Source organism: Nocardia sp. NPDC050435, assembly GCF_040655395.1.
In the GTDB taxonomy this organism is placed as follows: Bacteria; Actinomycetota; Actinomycetes; order Mycobacteriales; family Mycobacteriaceae; genus Nocardia.
Genome location: NZ_JBFAJW010000021.1, coordinates 23,227 through 41,892, shown reverse-complemented (window position 1 = coordinate 41,892; position 18,666 = coordinate 23,227). Strand labels below are relative to the sequence as shown.

Sequence of the window (18,666 nt, the reverse complement as noted above, 5' to 3'; positions counted from 1 at the left end):
AGGGTATGACCGCTGCGGACCGGGGCCAACCGTAGCCGACCCTGCGGGGCGACGTACAAGCAGTCGCAAGCAGTCGGCAAACCGGACTGTCAGCGGACCTATAGCGGAAGCGGACGCTGGAGTTACAGGTCAGATCGTCAGGACGGTCTTGCCCCGGGCTCCGGGTTTGTCCAGGACCGCGGCGAGCTGGGCCAGCGGCGCCGTCTCCGCGACCGGGATCACCACGTCACCCTCGGCGATCCGGCGCAGTAATCGGGCCAATTCCGGCGCGGCGCCGCATGTTTCGAAGTTGCCGCCCTCGATGCCGCGGTCCCGCAGCAGCTCCGGATCGGCGGCGCCGACGGTGGAGTACACCGAGCCGCCGGGTCGGACCAGGTGGGTCAGCCCGGATAGCTCCTCCGGGGCGCTCACCAGATCGAAGAGCGCGTCGATGCCGCCGGGGTGACGCGCGGCCACCTGCTGGGCCACCGAACCCTGTGTGTAGTCGACGGTTTCGGCCGCGCCGAGCCGGTTCATCTGATCCGCCGCGTCGCCGCGCGCGGTCGCGATGACATGCGCGCCGGCGAGGTTGGCCAGCTGCACCAGGAACACGCCCACCCCGCCGGTGGCGCCGACGATGAGCACCGTCTGATCGGGCTCGAGCTTCGCGGCGTCCACCAGATCCTGTGCGGTGATGCCCGCGGTCGGCACCGCGGCGGCCGCCGGGGTCGGGACGGGCTCGGGGATCCGGACCAGGGTGGCGTCCTCGGGCAGCACCGAGTGCTCGGCGAACGAACCGTGCCCGGCCCGGCGTGCCAGGAACTTGCCGACGACCCGGTCGCCGACCGCGAAGCGAGTGACCTCGACACCCGCCTCGACCACGGTGCCCGCGCCGTCCACGCCCAGGATGAGCGGGAAGTCGTGCGGCAGCGCGCCGTCGAGGACGCCCTCGGCGATCTTTCTGTCGAACGGGTTCACCCCGGCGGCCTCGAGCTGCACGCGGACCTCGCGCGGACCGGGTTCCGGCACCGGCATATCGGACGCTTCCGGGGTGGCTCCGAACTGACGTATCACGATCGCGCGCATCGTTCCGCTCCTCGATTTCGAGCTGCATACACCGTCCTATGAATCCCTACACCACCTGCGCCGGGATTCATCGCATTCGACCCGGGTGCGGCGTAGCGTGGACGATTGGTGCTGGTCGACCGGCTCCCGGATAGTTAGCTGCAAAATTGCAAACTTGAGCGGAACAGACTCAACCTTTCCAGCGTTGGACGGTGTAACCAACTCGACTCGTAGGAAGGTGACCGTGGACTCGTTCAATCCCACCACCAAGACCCAGGCGGCCCTGACCGCCGCCCTGCAGGCGGCCTCCGCGGCGGGCAATCCGGAGATTCGTCCGGCGCACTTGCTGGTGGCCTTGCTGGATCAGACCGACGGCATCGCAGCGCCGTTGCTCAAAGCGGTCGGCGTCGACCCGGCCGCGGTCCGGCGCGAGGCCCAGGACATCGTGGACCGGCTGCCGCGCGCCAGCGGCGCCACCACCCAGCCCCAGCTCGGCCGCGAGAGCCTGGCCGCGATCACCGCCGCCCAGCACCTGGCCAAGGAGATGGGCGACGAATACGTCTCCACCGAGCACGTCATGGTGGGCCTGGCCGCCGGCGACTCCGACGTCACCATGCTGCTGAAGAAGTACGGCGCCGACGCCGACGCGCTGCGCGAGGCGTTCACCGCCGTGCGCGGCAGCGCGAAGGTCACCACGCCGGACCCGGAGGGCAGCTACCAGGCGCTGGAGAAGTACTCCACCGATCTGACGGAGCTGGCCCGTGAGGGCAAGCTGGATCCGGTCGTCGGCCGCGATTCCGAAATCCGCCGGGTCATCCAGGTGCTGAGCCGCCGCACCAAGAACAACCCGGTGCTGATCGGCGAGCCCGGCGTCGGCAAGACGGCCATCGTCGAGGGCCTGGCCCAGCGCATCGTGGCCGGCGACGTACCGGAGTCGTTGCGCGGCAAGACCGTCGTCTCGCTGGATCTGGGCGCGATGGTGGCCGGCGCGAAATACCGCGGCGAATTCGAGGAGCGGCTCAAGGCCGTGCTCGAGGACATCAAGAACAGCGCGGGGCAGGTCATCACGTTCATCGACGAGCTGCACACCATCGTCGGCGCGGGCGCGACCGGCGAATCCGCGATGGACGCCGGCAACATGATCAAGCCGATGCTCGCCCGCGGCGAGCTACGCCTGGTCGGCGCGACCACGCTGGAGGAGTACCGCCAGCACATCGAGAAGGACGCCGCCCTGGAGCGCCGGTTCCAGCAGGTGCTGGTCGGAGAGCCCTCGGTGGAGGACACCGTCGGCATCCTGCGCGGCATCAAGGAGCGCTACGAGGTGCACCACGGCGTGCGCATCACCGACTCCGCGCTGGTCGCGGCGGCCACCCTGTCGGATCGCTACATCACCGCGCGCTTCCTGCCGGACAAGGCGATCGACCTGGTGGACGAGGCCGCCTCCCGGCTGCGCATGGAGATCGACTCGCGCCCGGTGGAGATCGACGAGATCGAGCGCTCGGTGCGCCGCCTCGAGATCGAGGAGATGGCGCTGAGCAAGGAGACCGACGAGGCCTCCAAGGTCCGGCTGGAAAAGCTGCGCTCCGAACTCGCCGACGGCAAGGAGAAGCTGAGCCAGCTGATGACCCGCTGGCAGAACGAGAAGGGCGCGCTGGACCAGGTGCGCACGCTCAAGGAGGAGCTGGAGTCGCTGCGCGGCGAATCCGAGCGCGCCGAGCGCGACGGCGATCTGGGCAAGGCCGCCGAGCTGCGCTACGGCAAGATCCCCGAGCTGGAGAAGAAGCTCGCCGCGGCCGAAAAGGCTTCCGCCGGTGCGGGAGACGGCGAGGTCATGCTCAAGGAGGAGGTCGGTCCGGACGACATCGCCGATGTGGTCTCGGCCTGGACGGGCATCCCCACCGGCAAGATGCTCGAGGGCGAAACCCAGAAGCTGCTGCGGATGGAGCAGGAACTGGGCCGGCGCGTGGTCGGGCAGAGCGAGGCCGTGCAGGCGGTGTCGGACGCGGTGCGCCGCGCCCGGGCCGGCGTCGCCGACCCGAACCGCCCGACGGGCTCGTTCCTGTTCGTCGGCCCGACCGGTGTCGGCAAGACGGAGCTGGCCAAGGCCCTGGCCGACTTCCTCTTCGACGACGAGCGCGCCATGATCCGCATCGACATGAGCGAGTACAGCGAGAAGCACGCGGTGGCTCGCCTGGTCGGCGCTCCGCCCGGCTACGTCGGCTACGACCAGGGCGGTCAGCTCACCGAGGCGGTGCGCCGCCGGCCCTACTCGGTCATCCTGTTCGACGAGATCGAGAAGGCGCACCCGGATGTGTTCGACATCCTGCTGCAGGTGCTCGACGAGGGCCGGCTCACCGACGGCCAGGGCCGGACCGTGGATTTCCGCAACACGATCCTGATCCTGACCTCGAACCTGGGCGCGGGCGGCGACACCGAGTTCGTGATGAACGCGGTCCGGTCGGCGTTCAAGCCCGAGTTCCTGAACCGGCTCGACGACGTGGTGATGTTCCACCAGCTCGACGAGGAGCAGCTGCGCTCGATCGTGGACATCCAGCTGCAGCAGTTGCAGAAGCGACTGGCGCAGCGCCGGTTGACGCTCGAGGTCAGCGAGGCGGCCCAGCTCTGGCTGGCCCTGCGCGGGTACGACCCGCTCTACGGCGCCCGCCCGCTGCGCCGGCTGATCCAGCAGGCCATCGGCGACACGCTGGCCAAGGAACTGCTCGCCGGCGAGGTCACCGACGGTGACACGGTCAAGGTCGATCTGGATCAGAACCGTGACACCCTGGTGGTAGGGAAGTAGGCGGCGCGGTGCGAGCTCAGCGCCCGGAGGCGGCAGCGGACGGGTGACCACGGCGGGCGTGGTGAGCACCGCGAAGGCAACACAGCTCGGTCCGACCTCACGGCCGGACCGAGCTTCCGCGCCTACCCTGGAGTCATGACGAACCCGAAGGATCCCTGGGGGCAACGTCCGGAGGATGCACCGACCGAACACCTCGGTCCGTCAGGCACACCGCCCGAGTACGGCCAGGGTCCCTCGGTCTACCCGTCGACCGAGCAGTACGGCGCGTGGCCGCCGCCGCCCCCGCACCCGACCGAGCGGCTGCCGCAGGCCGAAAACCAGTGGGGCGCCTACGAAAGCGGCTATGCGACCCCCTATCCGCAGCCGGGCGCGCCGGTGCCGCCGGGCGCGGTCCCGCCGGGCGCGATGCCGCCCGGCCCGCCGCCCGGCGGTCCGCCGCCCAAGCGCAACACCGGCCTGTGGATCGCGCTGTCGATCGGCGTGATCGCGTTGATCGCGGTGGCCGGGGTGGTGCTGGGCGCGTTGCTCGGCAGCCGGGATTCCGGCTCGAGCAGCACCGCCGCGAGCACGACGCCCCCGGTCCGCAGCGTGCCGGTGCTGCCCCCGCAGTCGGGCCAGAGCTCGACCACCGGGATCCCCGGCCTACCCGGTTTCGACAATCTGGGCGCGACCATGGGCACCATCAACGCCAACGACGGCGGCACCCTCACCCTGGAATCCTCCTCGGGCGGCACCGTCACCGTGCGCACCGACGAGTTGACCCAGGTCATTTCACTCTCCGGTGCGAAGGTGTCGGACCTGCCCGTCGGTGACATAGTGATGGTGCAGGGTGACAAGAATCCGGACGGGTCCATCTTGGCCAAGTTCATCATCAGCACCGCGCTGCCCGGCGGCCCTCGGTGACACCGCTGGTGGCCGCTCCCCGGTCACTCGAAGGGGTCGGCTCGGCTCGGCGCGGCACAATGACGAACTCTGCCGGGCTGCGCCCATTAAGGTAGACGGCGATGACGGCATTGTGGTTCGGGTTGGCGGCGATCGCACTGATAGGTGCGATCGTGCTGCTGTATTTCGATCGGGTCCAGCGGCAGCGGACCGGTCACGCGCGCCAGGTCTGGGCGAAAGCTCAGGGCTACACGTATGTATCGGTGGAACCGGCGCTGCCTTCCACCTGGCGGCGCGGCGCGCTGGCCAAGCTCGGCTACCTCTCCGCCGTGGATGTGGTGTCGGGAATCCGCAAGGGGGAGAAGTTCGTTCTGTTCGATCTGGAAGACGCGGCGACGCTGGTCGCGGTGCGCCGCCAGATCGGTTCCGACATCGATGTCGACATGCGCCTGAAGACGGCCGCCCCACCGAAGGACGCGGATCTGGAGCTGCTCGGCGCCATCGGTGACCGGGTGGTGTTCGCGACCAATCCCGAAATCGCCAGGCACGCCGTCGATCAGCGCATGGTCGCGTTCATCGAGACTTTGCCCGACACGGTCCAGATGCTGTGGTCGGAAGGCAATTGGACGCTGGGCATGCTGTCCATCGGCACCTCCGCCAAAGACTGGGAGACCGCGATCGACGCGGTGCTGCGCCTGTCCGGCCTGCTGCACGTGCTGCCGCCGGTCGCCGATCCGCGCGCCGGCGCCACCGGTCACGAGCCGGGTCGCGCGCGGCCGCGCCGCGACGAGGACGACGACCCCGACTTCGACGGCCCGACCGTGCGGGTGCGGTCGTCGAACGCGCCTGAGCGCGAGGACGATCGGGATTACGACGATCGGGATCTCGACGAGCGTTCCTACGCCTACGACGATTTCGACGAGGACGACGAACCCGAGCCGCGCGAGCCGGAGCCGCCGCGCCGGCCGTCGCTGGCCGTCGTCCCGGATGCCCGCTCCCGCGCGCGCGAGGAGCAACTCGACGAAGACGACGAGCCGCGCGGGCGCGACGAGGCGCCCCAGCCCGGCGGGCCGTTCCACCCCGGCTTCCGCCCGTATCAGGGGCCGGTCCCGAAATAGATCGCTGATTGGAATGTGGTCGCCATGACCGAAAGTGCTGCTTCCGCGCGTCTGCCCGGCGCCACCCGTCCGGTCGCCCTGATCACCGGGCCCACCTCCGGCATCGGCCACGGCTACGCGACCCGGCTCGCCACGCTCGGCTACGACCTGGTCCTGGTGGCCCGCGACACCGAGCGGCTGACCACCCTGGCGGGGGAGCTGGAACGCAAATACGCCACCCGCTCGGAGGTGCTGCCCGCCGACCTGGCCGTGGCGGCCGATCGCGAGCGGGTCGCGGCCAGGGCCGCCGAAGGCATCGAATTCCTGGTCAACAACGCCGGTTTCGCGCACAGCGGCGAGTTCTGGACGCTGCCCTACGAGCAGCTCCAGGCCCAGCTCGACGTCAACGTCACCTCGGTGCTGCAACTCACCCACGCCGCCCTGCCCGCCATGGTCGCCGCGGCCAAGGGATCCATCGTGAACGTGGCCAGCGTCGCGGGCCTGGTGCCCGGACGGGGCTCGACCTACTCGGCCTCCAAGGCCTACGTCGTATCCTTCACCGAGGGCTTGGCGGGCGGCCTGGCCGGCACCGGGGTGAAAATCCAGGCGCTGTGCCCAGGGTTCGTCCGCACCGAGTTCCACGAGCGGGCCGGCATCGAGATGTCCGCGACACCGAAGGCCATGTGGCTATCGGTCGAGCAGGTGGTGAGCGGTTCGCTCGGCGATCTGGAGAAAGACCGGGTGGTTAGCGTGCCCGGAGTGCAGTACAAGGTGCTCACCACGGCGGCTGGCATGATTCCGCGAGCCCTGCAGGTGCGCCTGAATCGCGGCCTGTTCAATTCACGCGGAAGGACTTAGGAATACATGAGCGAGGCATCATCCGGTGGTGCTGACGACCGCAGCGGCGATCCGCTCGGGCAGCATCGTTTGCTCGATCGCGACAAGCTGGCGGCGCTGGTCCGGGAGCTGGCGGTCGTACACGGCAAGGTCACGCTGTCCTCGGGCAAGGAAGCCGACTACTACGTCGACCTGCGCCGTGCCACCCTGCACCACGAGGCCGGCCCGCTGATCGGCCGCCTGTTGCGGGAACTGGTCGCGGATTGGGATTTCGATTCCGTCGGCGGCCTCACCATGGGCGCGGACCCGGTGGCGCTGGCCGTGATGCACGCCGAGGGCCGCCCGATCGACGCGTTCGTGGTGCGCAAGTCCGCCAAGGCGCACGGCATGCAGCGCCAGATCGAGGGCCCCGACATCGTCGGCAAGCGGGTGCTGGTGGTCGAAGACACGACGACCACCGGTAACTCCCCACTGACCGCGGTGCGCGCGCTGCGCGAGGCGGGCGCTACTGTCGTCGGTGTCGCCACCGTCGTCGACCGGGAGACCGGCGCCGACCAGGTGATCGCCGCCGAGGGCCTGGAGTATCGCTCTATCCTCGGTTTGAAAGACCTTGCCCTGGGTTAGCCTGGGCGCGGTTTACAGGGTTGTCCGGTGAAGGGTCGTGTGAGTCACCCATGGTGAGCATTGCTGTCAATAAAAATCGCGAGAACGTTGCGATGCTCGGAATCGGTGCCTACCGTCCGGCGCGCATCGTCAGCAATGACGAGGTGTGCAAGGTCCTCGACTCCACTCCCGAGTGGATCTTCGAGCGCACCGGCATCCGCAATCGCCGCTGGATCAGTGGCGACGAGACGCTGCGCTCGATGGCGGCCGCGGCCGGTGAGCGGGCGCTGAACAACACCGGGATCGACCGGTCGAAGATCAGCGCGGTGATCCTGTGCACCTCCAGCTGGCTCAAGCTCACGCCGCACGGCGCTCCCACCATCGCCCACGACCTGGGTATCAACGGTGTTCCCGCATTCGACCTGACCTCGGGTTGCGGCGGTTTCGGGTACGGCCTCGGCGTTGCGGCCGACCTGATCCGCGCGGGCTCCGCCGAATACGTGCTGGTGATCGGGGCCGAGACGATGACGGTCGGACTCGATCCGACCGACCGGGGCACCGCCATGATCTTCGGTGACGGCGCGGGCGCGGTCGTGGTCGGCCCGAGCGAGGAGAACGGCATCTCCCCGACGGTCTGGGGCAGCGACGGCGAGCACGCCGAAGCCATCGCCCAGGACGTCGATTTCCTGGAGTACATGAACAAGGCGCAGGCCATGCAGGGCATCGACCCGGAGATCGAGACGATCGGCCGGATGTCGCTGCGCATGCAGGGGCCGAGCGTGTTCCGCTGGGCCGCGGTCACCCTGCCGCGCGCACTGGCCTCGGCGCTGGAGATGTCCGGCGTCGCCAAGGACGACATCGAGGTGTTCATCCCGCACCAGGCCAACTCCCGCATCAACGAGCTGATGCGCAAGAACCTGGGCCTGGCCGACGACATCCCGATGGCCAACGACATCGAGAACACCGGCAACACCTCCGCCGCGTCCATTCCGCTGGCGATGGAGGAGATGCTGGTCTCCGGCAAGGCCAAGGGCGGCCAGACGGCGCTGCTGCTCGGCTTCGGCGCGGGCCTGAGCTACGCGGGCCAGGTCGTCACGCTGCCGCCGGCGCCCGCCGAGCCGAGCTTCTGAGGAATCCCATGCGTGCCTTGCGGGCCGGATATCTGGCGGCCGCCGCGGTCACCGTCCTCGGCGCGGTGACCGGCCGGGAGAAACTTCAGTGGGCGGCCAAGCCATTGCTCATGCCGCTGCTGGCGGCGGACGTGGTCACCTCCGGGGTCGAGCTCGAGCCGGCCGACCGCGCCGTGCTGCTCGGCGCGCTCGGCGCCGCCACCCTCGGCGACATCCTGCTGATCGATCCCGACGACGACCGGCGCCTGATCGCGGGCGCGTCCTGCTTCGCCGTGATGCAGACCGGATATTCGGCGTTGTGGCTGCGCCAGGGCGCCCGCCCGCTGCCGGGGATCGCGGTGCCGCGCGTCGCCGCCTGGCTCGGCGCGGGCGCGCTGCTGCGGGCCCGGGCGCGCACGGTCGCGACGCCGTTGACCGCCTACGGCGCGACGCTGGGCGCCGCGGCCGTGCTGGCCTCCGATCCCGGTCTGGCGCCGGGCGCGAAGAACGTTGCGGGCCTTAATATCCCGGACGCCGATCCGCGCAGCCGGCTCGGCCTGGGCGCGCTGCTGTTCACCGTGTCCGACGGGCTGATCGTGCTGCGCCGCCTGTTCGCGCGCAGCAGCCGGTCCCGGCATCTGACCGAGGGTGTCATCCTGAGCACCTACGCCGCCGCCCAGTACCTGCTGGCCGATCCGCGGGTGCACGCGAAACCGGGCCCGCGGTAGGCGGATTCACAGCACCAGGATGATCCGGTCCCGGTTGCCGGGGTCCACCCGGATCGAGACCGTCTCGCCGACCGCGAGTTTCGGGCTGTCGCCCGGCGTGAGATCGAAGGTGATCGAGCCGGAGTAGGTCTCGGCGCCGGGGATCGTCAGCTCCAGATCCAGCTGGGTCAGTTCGCTGTGGTGATCGGTGCGGCCCAGTGGGCGCCGGCCCTTGACGGTGGCCCACCCCTCGAGCCCGTGCCGCCACAGCCGTCGGTCGGCGCGGGAGGGGCGGGTGCTCAGCAGCATGCCGAGCCCGACGGCCGAGCCGAACAGGCCGACCATGGCGACGATCTGGTAGGGCACGGTACCGGCCGGCATGTGATGGATGAGCCAGCCCAGCCACAGGCCGAGCAGGATCAGATACCCGGCGGTCACGCCGAGCACCGTGCGGAGAACACGCGCGTGGTCCATGGCCAGCCCTCACCCCGGAAACCCTGCAACCCTCAGAATAGGTCGGCGGGCCGATTCCGGAACGGGCCTTGACGAAAGTCAGCCTTTCAACCGCAGCACGGCCAGCACCCGCCGGTGATGCGTATCCGACACCGGCAGATCGAGTTTCACGAAGATGTTGCCGATGTGCTTCTCCACCGCGCGCTCGGTCACGGTGAGCGCCTCGGCGATCGCGTTGTTGGACAGGCCCTGTGCCATCAGCTCGAGCACCTCCCGCTCGCGCGGGGTGAGCCGGGCCAGCGAATCCTGTTGCCGGGAGGCGCCCATCAGCTGACTCACCACTTCCGGATCCAGCGCGGTGCCGCCGGTGGCGACCCGCTGCAGGGCGTCGACGAACTCGCGCACGTCGGCCACCCGGTCCTTGAGCAGGTAGCCGACGCCGCTCGCGCCGGCGGCGAGAAGTTCGGTGGCGTACCGGGTTTCGATCCACTGGGAGAACACCAGCACGCCGGTCATCGGGAACTTGCGGCGCAGCTCGATCGCGGCCAGCAGGCCCTCGTCGGTGAAGGACGGCGGCATCCGCACGTCGACCACGGCCACGTCCGGATCGTGCTGGGCGACGACGTCGCTGAGCGTGGCGGCGTCACCGACCATGGCCACCACCTGGTGCCCGTGATCGGCGAGCAGCCCGGCCAGCCCGTCGCGCAGGATCACGCTGTCCTCGGCGATGACGATCCGCAGCGGTGTGCTCATCACGGTCCTACCTTCGGCAGCAGCATGGTCACCACGGTCGGCCCGCCGGCCGGACTGTCCACGGTCAGCGTGCCCTCCACCGCCCGCGCCCGCGCGGCCAGGCCGGACAGGCCACTGCCCCCGGCGGCGGCTCCGGGCGGCAGCACGCCGCCGATCCCGTTGTCGCGCACCGTGACCGCGAGCGTGCGCGCGTCGTGCGGCACGACCGACACCCACACTCGATCGGCCCGCGCGTGCTTGACCACGTTGGTGAGCAGTTCGGCGACGGAGAAGTAGGCGATGGCCTCGATGGCCGGGCTGGGGCGCTCGGGCAGGCCGACCCGCAGATCCACCGGGACCGCGCAGCGCGAGGTCAGCGTTTCCAGCGCGGGCGCCAAGCCCAGTTCCAGTGCGGGCGGATGGATGCCGCGCACCAGCTCGCGCAGTTCGGTGAGCGCCTCCTTGGAGCTGGCGTGCGCGTCGGCGATCAGGTCGTGCGGGTCGCCGCCGGTGGCCAGGCGTTCCTCGGCGCGGCCCAGCGCCATGGCGATGGTGACCAGCCGGGCCTGGGTGCCGTCGTGCAGGTCGCGCTCGACCCGGCGCAGTGTCGCGGCCGCGTCGTCCACCGCCACCCGGCGGCTCTCGCGCAATTCGGCCAGCTGCTTGTCGCGCACGGTGGCCGAGAGCAGCGCGAGGGTCAGCGCCCGGTGCGTCAGGCAGAGGCTGCGGAACAGCCAGGGCACGGCGAAGCACAGCAGGACGCCGACCGCGCCGACGCCGAGCACCCGCGGCCAGGTATCGACGTAGTAAGTGCCGAACTGCATCATCGACTGGCGTTCGACGCCGTACTCGTCGACGTTGACCGGCCGCAGCACGCCCCAGATGATCGGCGAGACCGCGAGAAAGGCGATCATGGCCGCGAGCACCATCGCGAGATAGCCGAGCACGACGCCGAGCGGGAACTGCAACACCAGGAACAGCAGCGTGCGCCAGCTCGGCCGATCGGTGAACGCGCTCTTGAGGAATCCGGTCAGGCCGGGCTGCCGCACGAACGGCGGCGGCGGTTCGACAGGCGTGTCGAGCAGGGTCCGGCACAGCGCGCGATAAACCCAGGCCCAGAGCCGGCCGCCCAGCAGCAACAGCGCGAGCAGCGGGATGCCGACGATCGTCACCGCGGCGAGCAGACCGCCGCCGAAGCCCAGGAACAGGTAGGTGACCGTCGCCAGGCCGAGCACGAATACCGCCAGCAGATAGGCGAATTCCTTCCAGGCGCGGGCCTGGAACGGTGCGCTGAGCACGGTGCGCCACAGCGGCGCCGCGGACGGCCGCGACGCCTGGGCGACGACGGGGAGGGCCTGGGTATCGGTCATGGCTTCCATGCTGGTCGGTGCGGGCCCGGTCATCGAGGGAGCTGACCGCCGAAACCGTGGTGGTGCCAGCTACACCTCGTACGATCGATGGGGTGAGCGCGTACCCGGGGCCGCAGTACTACTACGGCCACCCACCCTATGTTCCTCCGCCGGATCATCCGCAGGCGACGACGTCCATGGTGCTCGGGCTCACCTCCCTGATCGGCACGTTCATGTGCCCGCTGCTGGTGGTGCTCGGCCCGTTCGCCTGGGTGATGGGCAAGCGCGCCATGGACGAGATCGACGCGGCCGCGGGCGGACTCGGCGGCCGCGGCTCGGCCCAGGCCGGATACCTCTGCGGCATCATCGCCACCGTGCTGCTCAGCCTGGGCGTGGCGGTGTTCCTCACCATCGTCATCGCGGCGATGATCACCGCGCCCGGCTGATCTCGCCCAGGTCACGGCGACGGCGGGATCTCGAGCAGAACCACCGAAGCGGAACGCCGACGGCTAACATCTCCCTCATGAGTTTCCCGCCGTCGATGGACAAATCCGGTCAGCCGGAGCAGCCCTATGGGCAACAGCCGTACGGCCAGCAGCCGTACGGCCAATCCGATCCGCATGCCCAGCAGCCCTACGGGCAGCCCTCCGACCCCTACGCGCAGCAGCAGCCGTACGGCCAGCAGCCCTACGGTCAGCAGCCGTATGGCCAGCAGCCGTACGGGCAGCAACCCTATGGTCAGCAGCCCTATGGCGCGCCCTACGGCCAGCAGGAGCATCCGCAGTCCACGATGGTGCTCGTCCTGGGCATTCTCGGGGTGACCCTCTGCGGGCTCTGCGCGCCGTTCGCCTGGTTCATGGGCAAGAAGGCGCTCGACGAGATCGACGCCTCCGGCGGCGCGCTCGGCGGCCGCGGCAAGACCCAGGCCGGCTTCATTCTCGGCATCATCGGCACCGCCCTGATCGCCCTCGGCATCGTGTTCGCGATCCTGGGCATCGCGCTGGGCCTGTTCAGCGCCAGCACCTCCAGTACCTACTGACCGTTCCGCCGGGAATAGCATCGTCGGAGTGACTCATCCACAGCCCGACACCGCCGAGCCCGCCCCCGGACCCACCGAATGGGGCGAGCATCCGCACGGTGTCGGGCCGTGGTCCGAAGAATTCGGCACGCCGCCACCCGCCGACCCGCGCCTGGACGCCGAACTGCTGGCCCACGGTGACCGCCGCAATGTGGTGGACGGCTACCGCTACTGGACCCGCGAGGCCATCGTCGCCGACATCGATCGGCGCCGGCACCCGTTCCATGTCGCCATCGAGAACTTCGGCCACGACGCCAATATCGGCACCGTCGTCCGCACGGCCAACGCCTTCGCCGCGGCGGCGGTGCACATCGTCGGCCGGCGTCGCTGGAATCGCCGCGGCGCGATGGTGACCGACCGCTACCAGCACCTCGAGCACCACGCCGATCTGGCCGAGCTGCTGGCCTACGCGGAGCGGCACGGGCTGACCGTGGTCGCCGTGGACAACGTGCCGGGCGCGGTGCCGCTGGAAACCGCCGAGCTGCCGCGGGCGTGCCTGCTGCTGTTCGGGCAGGAGGGGCCCGGGGTCACCGAGTCCGCCAAGCACGCGGCGGCGCTGACGGTGTCGATCGCCCAGTTCGGGTCCACCCGCAGCATCAACGCCGGCGTCGCGGCGGGTATCGCGATGCACGCCTGGGTGCGTCAGCACGCGGATCTGTCCACCGCCTGGTAGGCGTCTCAACCGCGCCGTCGACCGGCCGGACCGGTCCCGCACGTGTAACAAATAGGCCACGTAATGCACGCTCGAGCTGGCACCATTGAGAGATGACATCGCGCAGCCCGAACACCGGGCAGGACGCCGCGGGGGGAGCTCAGGGCCCGGAAACGGCGGCGAAACGGCCCCGGGCGGCGCACCGCGAATCCGGCAGCGCACCGACACCCGAGCTGTGGTCGGAGCGGGCCGATATGGCCGAGTCCGCGATCATCTCCCGGCATCTGCGGGCGCTGTGGGCGATCCCGGGTACCGAGCTCGGCGTGGTCGGCTGGCCCGCGACCAAGCGTGAGCGCGCCTTCGTCTACTGGCACTACTGGTGGCAGGCGCACCTCATCGACTGCGCGGTCGACGCCGCCAACCGGGTGCCGACGCCGGCCCGCCGCAAGCGTGTCGGCGAGCTGGCGCGCTCGCACCGGATCCGCAACATGACCGGCTGGACGAACAACTACTACGACGACATGGCCTGGCTGGCCATCGCCCTGGAGCGCGCCGAGCGCACCCAGGGGCTCACCGAGGTGCGCGGCGCCCTGCTCACCCTGGAGAACAAGCTCTACGACGCCTGGAATCCGGCGGTCGGCGGCGGCATTCCCTGGCGGATCGGATCGGATTTCTACAACGCGCCCGCCAACGGCCCGGGCGCCATCGCGCTGTGCCGGCTCGGCCGGTACCAGCGCGCCCAGGACATGGCCGACTGGCTGGACGCGAACTTACGCGACCCGGACACCGGCCTGATCCTGGACGGCGTGCACCTGCCCGCCGGCACGATCGAGCCCGCCGTCTACACCTACTGCCAGGGCGTCGTGCTGGGCCTGGAGACCGAACTCGCGGTGCACACCGGTGCGCCGCAGCACGTCGAGCGGGTGCATCGGCTGCTGCACGCGGTCGACACCCATCTGGTCACCGGCGGCGTCATCCACGGCGGTGGCGGTGGCGACGGTGGCCTGTTCAACGGGATCCTGGCCCGGTATCTGGGCGTGGTCGCCCTGATGCTGCCCGGTGACGAGCGCGAACAGGTCGAGGATCGGCAGCTCGCGGCCGCCATCGTGCGCAAGTCCGCCACGGCGGCCTGGTCCAACCGGCTCGAGGTGGAGGGCGAGCCGCTGTTCGGCGCGGATTGGAGCCGCCCGGCCCGGGTGCCCGGCGGCAGCGCCGGTGCGGGCGTGTTCAGCGCGGGCGGTTCGGTGCTGCCCTCGCAGGTGCCCGAACGCGATCTGTCCGTGCAGCTTTCGGGGTGGCTGCTGATGGAGGCGGCCTACCAGGTCAGCGCCGGAGGGCTGTAGGTCTCAGCGGTCCGCGGGCGCCGATTCGACGTCGAAATCCTCCGCGGGCTTGGCCATTTCCTGCCGGTAGTGCCGGATGCCGAGGGCGGTGCCTACGATCAGCCCGATCACCAGGCCCGCGATCACCATCGGCATCAGCCACGGCACCCGCTGCAGCCAGCCGCCCGCGTAGTAGCCGATCAGCAGCAGCACCGGCGCCCAGATGATCGCGCCGATGGTGCTGGCGATGGTGTACTTCCGGTGATCCATCCCGGCCGCGCCCGCGACCATCGGGCACAGCGTGCGCACCCACGGAATCCAGCGGGCCACCAGGACCGCGAGAAAGCCGTGGCGCTGCAACAGATCCGAGACCCGGGCCAGGTTGCGCGTGTTGATGTAGCGCCCGTTCTTGCGGGCCACCAGATGGTGGCCGGTGCGCTGCCCGATCACATAGCCGACCTGATTGCCGGCGATCGCGGCGAACATCGCGCCCACCGACAGCGCCCACACCTGGGCCTCGCCGGAGGCGTGCGCGGCCATCACGATGCCGGCGGTGATCAGCATCGAATCGCCGGGCAGGAACAGCCCGACGATCAGCGCGCATTCCAGGAAAACGAAGGTCAGGACCACGGTCCAGACGAGCGTGGGACCCGCCGAGAGCAGCGGGTCGAACGAGCCGACCGCGAGCGGTTCGACTGCTAGGAGAGACGCCGCCGTAGCCACCGGCTCAGCGGCTCGTCTCGTTCGGGCTGGTCGCGGTCAACTCGGCCTCGAGCACCTCTTTGACCGGGGTGTCGCCGCGATTGCGCAGCTTCTTCGCGACCGTGATGATGGCCGGCAGGATCGACACGAAGACGATCAGCAGGAAGATCGACTCGATGTGATCGCGCACGAACGCCACATTGCCGAGGAAGTAGCCGATCACGGTGACGCCGCCACCCCACAGGATCGCGCCGACGATGTCGAAGGCCACGAACTTGCGGTAGGTCATCTGCGAGACGCCCGCGAGCACCGGCATGAAGGTGCGCACGATCGGCACGAAGCGGGCCAGGATGATCGTCTTCGGGCCGTGCTTCTCGAAGAACTCGTGCGTATCGGTGACGTAGTGCTTCTTGAAGAAGCGGGTGTCTTCCTTGTGGAAGATCTTCGGGCCGATCGCGCGGCCGATCCAGTAGCCGCACTGATCGCCGAGGAAGGCGACCAGCACCACCGCGGGCAGCAGCACCCAGATCGACACCGGCGGATCGGGCTGCGCGGCCAGCATGCCGCCGGTGAACAGCAGCGAATCGCCCGGCAGGATCGGGAACAGCAGACCTGTCTCGATGAAGACGATGATCAGGATCGCGGGCAGCACCGCGTTCGCCAGCCAGGTCTTGGTCAGCAGATCCAGCGGCTTGAGCAGATTGCTCCATACCGATTCATCGGCAACCGCCAGTAGATCGGTCGCTGCCAGCAGATTCACGCGGCCTCCTGTCCGGGATCGGCCGACGCGCGTCACAGTTCACTGTTCGAGTGCTGCCAGCCCGATTACCCGGCCCACAGTACCGGGTAACCCCCGGATGCCTCGTGCCGTCCTGGAAACTACCGATCGGTCACCGCTGTCCCAGGTGCGACAACCGGGCCAGATGCCGGTCGAAACCACCCTGGCCTAGGGTATGCCCTGACAGAATTGTCTTTTGCCGCACGCTGAGACATGGAACTACTCGGAGGTTGTCACTGTGCCCATCGCGACTCCGGAGGTCTACGCCGAGATGCTCGGTCGGGCCAAGGCGAATTCCTTCGCCTTCCCGGCCATCAACGTCACCTCGTCGGAAACGATCAACGCGGCCATCAAGGGCTTCGCGGATGCCGGCAGCGACGGCATCATCCAGTTCTCCACCGGCGGCGCGGAATTCGGTTCCGGCCTGGGCGTGAAGGACATGGTCACCGGCTCGGTCGCGCTGGCCGAGTTCGCGCACGTCATCGCCGCGAAGTACGACGTGACGATCGCCCTGCACACCGACCACTGCCCCAAGGACAAGCTGGACGGCTTCGTGCGCCCGCTGATCGCCATCTCCCAGGAGCGGGTGAACGCCGGGCTGAACCCGCTGTTCCAGTCGCACATGTGGGACGGCTCGGCGATCCCGATCGACGAGAACCTGGAGATCGCCAAGGAGCTGCTGAAGGCCACGCACGCGGCCAACATCATCCTCGAGGTCGAGATCGGCGTCGTCGGCGGTGAAGAGGACGGCGTCGAGGCCGAGATCAACGACAAGCTCTACACCTCGCCCGAGGATTTCGAGAAGACCATCGCGGCCCTGGGCCACGGCGAGAACGGCAAGTACCTGCTGGCCGCCACCTTCGGCAACGTGCACGGTGTCTACAAGCCGGGCAATGTGAAGCTGCGTCCCGAGGTGCTGGCCGAGGGCCAGCGGGTGGCCGCCGCCAAGCTCGGCCTGGGCAGCGACGCGCAGCCGTTCGACTTCGTCTTCCACGGCGGATCCGGCTCGCTGAAGTCCGAGATCGAGGACGCGCTGAACTACGGCGTGGTGAAGATGAACGTCGACACCGACACCCAGTACGCCTTCAGCCGCCCGATCGCCGGCCACATGTTCGCCAACTACGACGGCGTACTCAAGATCGACGGCGAGGTCGGCAACAAGAAGGTCTACGATCCGCGCAGCTACCTGAAGAAGGCCGAAGCGGCGATGGCGGCGCGCGTCGTCGAGGCGTGCAATGATCTGAAGTCGGCGGGTCGGTCGATCAGCGCCTGACCCTCTTCGCCTCTCGGGGGCAAGGGTTCTGCCGCCGATGAGGGAGCAATAGGAAGTTCATGAGTGTGGATGTGCGCGTGCTCGGGCCCGTCCGGTTGTTCGTCGGTGGCGTACCGGTGGCGGTCGGCGGGCCCAAGCCGCGCGCGTTATTGGCGGCGCTGACCGTCAATCGGCGGCGCGCGGTGTCCTCGGCCGTACTGGCCGACATGGTGTGGAACGAGGATCCGCCGGATTCCTACGCGGCGAGCCTGCAGGTGTTCGTCTCGAATATCCGTAAGGCGCTGCGTAATTCGGGTATCGACCCGGCGCAGGTGCTGCGCACCGAGTCCTCGGGGTATCGGCTGGAGATTTCCGAGGAAGCCTGCGACATCGGCCGTTTCGAGGCCGCCCGCGAGGCCGCGTCCAAGGCCGCCGGCGTGGGTGACCACGAGAGCGCGTCGCGGCTCTACGGCGCCGCGCTGCAGGAGTGGAGCGGGCGGGCGCTGGCCGATCTGGCCGGGCTCGGCTTCGCCGACGGCTTCGCCACCGCCATGGAGGAGGAGCGCCTGGTCGCTGCCTCGGCCCGCATCGATGCCGAGATCGCCGCCGGACGGCACTCCGCGGTGATCGGTGAGCTGCGCTCGATGACCGCTGAACATCCACTGCGGGAACCACTGTGGGGCCAGCTGATCACGGCGCTGTACCTGTCGGGGCGGCAGGCCGACGCGCTCGCGGCCGCGCGGCAGGTCAAGGAGGTGCTGGCCGAGGAGCTCGGCATCGATCCCGGGCCCGCGCTGGTCGAGCTGGAGCAGCGGGTGCTGCGCCAGGAACCGTTGCAGACCACGGAGTTCCGGCGCACCGAGGACTTGCACAAGTACATGACCGAGACGGTCACCGAGATGCCGCGTACGGTCCGCAACGGTCAGTTGCGCATGCCCGACGGCCGCGCGCAGGTGATCCCGCCGGCCGGGCTGCGCATCGGCCGGATGACCGACAACGACCTGATCCTCGACGATCCCAAGGCGAGCCGGTATCACGCGCACATCATGCCGAGCCGGGCCGGTCTGCTGATCAAGGATCTGGGTTCTGCTAACGGCGTCTACGTCAACGAGGAAGCCATCGACAACGGCGCGCTGCTCGCCGACGGTGATCTGATCCGGATCGGCGCGACCGTGCTGGTGTTCCAGGCGATCACGTAAAGCGGCGGGCGGGAAGCCGCTGCGGAGAGTCTGCCCGGAAACCGGGGCACCGGCCGGTATGGTCTGCCGC

The 18,666-nt window shown here is 69.4% G+C and carries 19 protein-coding genes; 13 read left to right on the top strand and 6 right to left on the bottom strand.

Annotated features, from left to right (window positions below; all coding sequences use genetic code 11):
• Window positions 1–129 precede the first annotated feature (129 nt).
• Window positions 130–1,065: an NADP-dependent oxidoreductase gene (locus AB0I43_RS39990; RefSeq protein WP_356981308.1), complete on the bottom strand. Its 936-nt coding sequence runs from the start codon at window positions 1,063–1,065 to the stop codon at window positions 130–132.
• A 223-nt stretch (window positions 1,066–1,288) separates the two neighbouring features.
• Between AB0I43_RS39990 and clpB the strand changes: the two genes are divergently transcribed.
• The 7 genes from clpB (at window position 1,289) to AB0I43_RS39955 (ending at window position 9,100) form a co-directional block, all read left to right on the top strand.
• Window positions 1,289–3,844 (top strand): ATP-dependent chaperone ClpB, encoded by a 2,556-nt coding sequence (gene clpB / locus AB0I43_RS39985; protein ID WP_356981305.1) that lies wholly within the window; start codon window positions 1,289–1,291, stop codon window positions 3,842–3,844.
• 135 nt (window positions 3,845–3,979) lie between these two features.
• Window positions 3,980–4,747, top strand: coding sequence for a DUF5666 domain-containing protein (locus AB0I43_RS39980; RefSeq protein WP_356981303.1), 768 nt, complete (start codon window positions 3,980–3,982; stop codon window positions 4,745–4,747).
• A gap of 101 nt (window positions 4,748–4,848) precedes the next feature.
• Window positions 4,849–5,844, top strand: coding sequence for a hypothetical protein (locus AB0I43_RS39975; RefSeq protein ID WP_356981302.1), 996 nt, complete (start codon window positions 4,849–4,851; stop codon window positions 5,842–5,844).
• A 24-nt stretch (window positions 5,845–5,868) separates the two neighbouring features.
• A complete protein-coding gene (locus AB0I43_RS39970) occupies window positions 5,869–6,681 on the top strand; it encodes an SDR family NAD(P)-dependent oxidoreductase (RefSeq protein WP_356981300.1) in 813 nt (270 codons plus the stop codon).
• Between the two features lie 69 nt (window positions 6,682–6,750).
• Window positions 6,751–7,284, top strand: coding sequence for an orotate phosphoribosyltransferase (pyrE, locus tag AB0I43_RS39965; RefSeq protein ID WP_356981336.1), 534 nt, complete (start codon window positions 6,751–6,753; stop codon window positions 7,282–7,284).
• Window positions 7,285–7,334: 50 nt separating this feature from the next.
• Complete coding sequence (locus tag AB0I43_RS39960) at window positions 7,335–8,393, top strand: beta-ketoacyl-ACP synthase 3 (RefSeq protein WP_356981298.1); 1,059 nt, start codon at window positions 7,335–7,337, stop codon at window positions 8,391–8,393.
• A gap of 8 nt (window positions 8,394–8,401) precedes the next feature.
• Window positions 8,402–9,100 carry a lysoplasmalogenase gene (locus AB0I43_RS39955; protein WP_356981297.1) on the top strand — a complete coding sequence of 233 codons (699 nt, stop codon included), beginning with the start codon at window positions 8,402–8,404 and terminating at the stop codon, window positions 9,098–9,100.
• Between the two features lie 6 nt (window positions 9,101–9,106).
• Here AB0I43_RS39955 and AB0I43_RS39950 read toward each other — a convergent pair whose 3' ends face one another.
• From AB0I43_RS39950 to AB0I43_RS39940, 3 genes are all read right to left on the bottom strand, one after another.
• Window positions 9,107–9,553 carry a hypothetical protein gene (locus AB0I43_RS39950; protein ID WP_356981295.1) on the bottom strand — a complete coding sequence of 149 codons (447 nt, stop codon included), beginning with the start codon at window positions 9,551–9,553 and terminating at the stop codon, window positions 9,107–9,109.
• A gap of 78 nt (window positions 9,554–9,631) precedes the next feature.
• A complete protein-coding gene (locus AB0I43_RS39945) occupies window positions 9,632–10,285 on the bottom strand; it encodes a response regulator transcription factor (protein ID WP_356981293.1) in 654 nt (217 codons plus the stop codon).
• Window positions 10,285–11,634, bottom strand: coding sequence for a sensor domain-containing protein (locus AB0I43_RS39940; protein ID WP_356981291.1), 1,350 nt, complete (start codon window positions 11,632–11,634; stop codon window positions 10,285–10,287). Before AB0I43_RS39940 ends, AB0I43_RS39945 begins: the two co-directional genes overlap by 1 nt.
• A 92-nt stretch (window positions 11,635–11,726) precedes the next feature.
• Here AB0I43_RS39940 and AB0I43_RS39935 point away from each other — a divergent pair, with 92 nt between their 5' ends.
• The 4 genes from AB0I43_RS39935 (at window position 11,727) to AB0I43_RS39920 (ending at window position 14,686) form a co-directional block, all read left to right on the top strand.
• On the top strand, window positions 11,727–12,059 hold the full coding sequence (locus tag AB0I43_RS39935; RefSeq protein ID WP_356981289.1) for a DUF4190 domain-containing protein: 333 nt from the start codon (window positions 11,727–11,729) through the stop codon (window positions 12,057–12,059).
• Between the two features lie 77 nt (window positions 12,060–12,136).
• Window positions 12,137–12,652, top strand: coding sequence for a DUF4190 domain-containing protein (locus AB0I43_RS39930; RefSeq protein ID WP_356981288.1), 516 nt, complete (start codon window positions 12,137–12,139; stop codon window positions 12,650–12,652).
• A 28-nt stretch (window positions 12,653–12,680) separates the two neighbouring features.
• Complete coding sequence (locus tag AB0I43_RS39925) at window positions 12,681–13,364, top strand: TrmH family RNA methyltransferase (RefSeq protein WP_356981286.1); 684 nt, start codon at window positions 12,681–12,683, stop codon at window positions 13,362–13,364.
• A 233-nt stretch (window positions 13,365–13,597) separates the two neighbouring features.
• Complete coding sequence (locus AB0I43_RS39920) at window positions 13,598–14,686, top strand: glycoside hydrolase family 76 protein (RefSeq protein ID WP_356981335.1); 1,089 nt, start codon at window positions 13,598–13,600, stop codon at window positions 14,684–14,686.
• 3 nt (window positions 14,687–14,689) lie between these two features.
• On the opposite strand, the gene AB0I43_RS39915 is transcribed toward AB0I43_RS39920, so the two are convergent.
• Both AB0I43_RS39915 and AB0I43_RS39910 read right to left on the bottom strand, forming a co-directional pair.
• Complete coding sequence (locus AB0I43_RS39915) at window positions 14,690–15,388, bottom strand: DedA family protein (protein WP_356981284.1); 699 nt, start codon at window positions 15,386–15,388, stop codon at window positions 14,690–14,692.
• Window positions 15,389–15,392: 4 nt separating this feature from the next.
• Window positions 15,393–16,067, bottom strand: a complete 675-nt coding sequence (locus AB0I43_RS39910; RefSeq protein ID WP_356981334.1) for a VTT domain-containing protein — start codon at window positions 16,065–16,067, stop codon at window positions 15,393–15,395.
• 274 nt (window positions 16,068–16,341) lie between these two features.
• Here AB0I43_RS39910 and fbaA point away from each other — a divergent pair, with 274 nt between their 5' ends.
• Window positions 16,342–17,418: a class II fructose-bisphosphate aldolase gene (gene fbaA / locus AB0I43_RS39905; protein ID WP_356981282.1), complete on the top strand. Its 1,077-nt coding sequence runs from the start codon at window positions 16,342–16,344 to the stop codon at window positions 17,416–17,418.
• Between the two features lie 59 nt (window positions 17,419–17,477).
• Window positions 17,478–18,596, top strand: coding sequence for a BTAD domain-containing putative transcriptional regulator (locus AB0I43_RS39900; RefSeq protein ID WP_356981280.1), 1,119 nt, complete (start codon window positions 17,478–17,480; stop codon window positions 18,594–18,596).
• Window positions 18,597–18,666 lie beyond the last annotated feature (70 nt).

Coding starts and splice junctions, on each gene's coding strand:
- AB0I43_RS39930 (WP_356981288.1), top strand. CDS start 12,137: ATGAGTTTCCCGCCGTCGATGGACAAATCCGGTCAGCCGGAGCAGCCC.
- AB0I43_RS39960 (WP_356981298.1), top strand. CDS start 7,335: ATGGTGAGCATTGCTGTCAATAAAAATCGCGAGAACGTTGCGATGCTC.
- AB0I43_RS39970 (WP_356981300.1), top strand. CDS start 5,869: ATGACCGAAAGTGCTGCTTCCGCGCGTCTGCCCGGCGCCACCCGTCCG.
- AB0I43_RS39920 (WP_356981335.1), top strand. CDS start 13,598: ATGGCCGAGTCCGCGATCATCTCCCGGCATCTGCGGGCGCTGTGGGCG.
- AB0I43_RS39950 (WP_356981295.1), bottom strand. CDS start 9,553: ATGGACCACGCGCGTGTTCTCCGCACGGTGCTCGGCGTGACCGCCGGG.
- AB0I43_RS39900 (WP_356981280.1), top strand. CDS start 17,478: ATGAGTGTGGATGTGCGCGTGCTCGGGCCCGTCCGGTTGTTCGTCGGT.
- AB0I43_RS39980 (WP_356981303.1), top strand. CDS start 3,980: ATGACGAACCCGAAGGATCCCTGGGGGCAACGTCCGGAGGATGCACCG.
- AB0I43_RS39955 (WP_356981297.1), top strand. CDS start 8,402: ATGCGTGCCTTGCGGGCCGGATATCTGGCGGCCGCCGCGGTCACCGTC.
- AB0I43_RS39975 (WP_356981302.1), top strand. CDS start 4,849: ATGACGGCATTGTGGTTCGGGTTGGCGGCGATCGCACTGATAGGTGCG.
- AB0I43_RS39945 (WP_356981293.1), bottom strand. CDS start 10,285: ATGAGCACACCGCTGCGGATCGTCATCGCCGAGGACAGCGTGATCCTG.
- AB0I43_RS39940 (WP_356981291.1), bottom strand. CDS start 11,634: ATGACCGATACCCAGGCCCTCCCCGTCGTCGCCCAGGCGTCGCGGCCG.
- AB0I43_RS39990 (WP_356981308.1), bottom strand. CDS start 1,065: ATGCGCGCGATCGTGATACGTCAGTTCGGAGCCACCCCGGAAGCGTCC.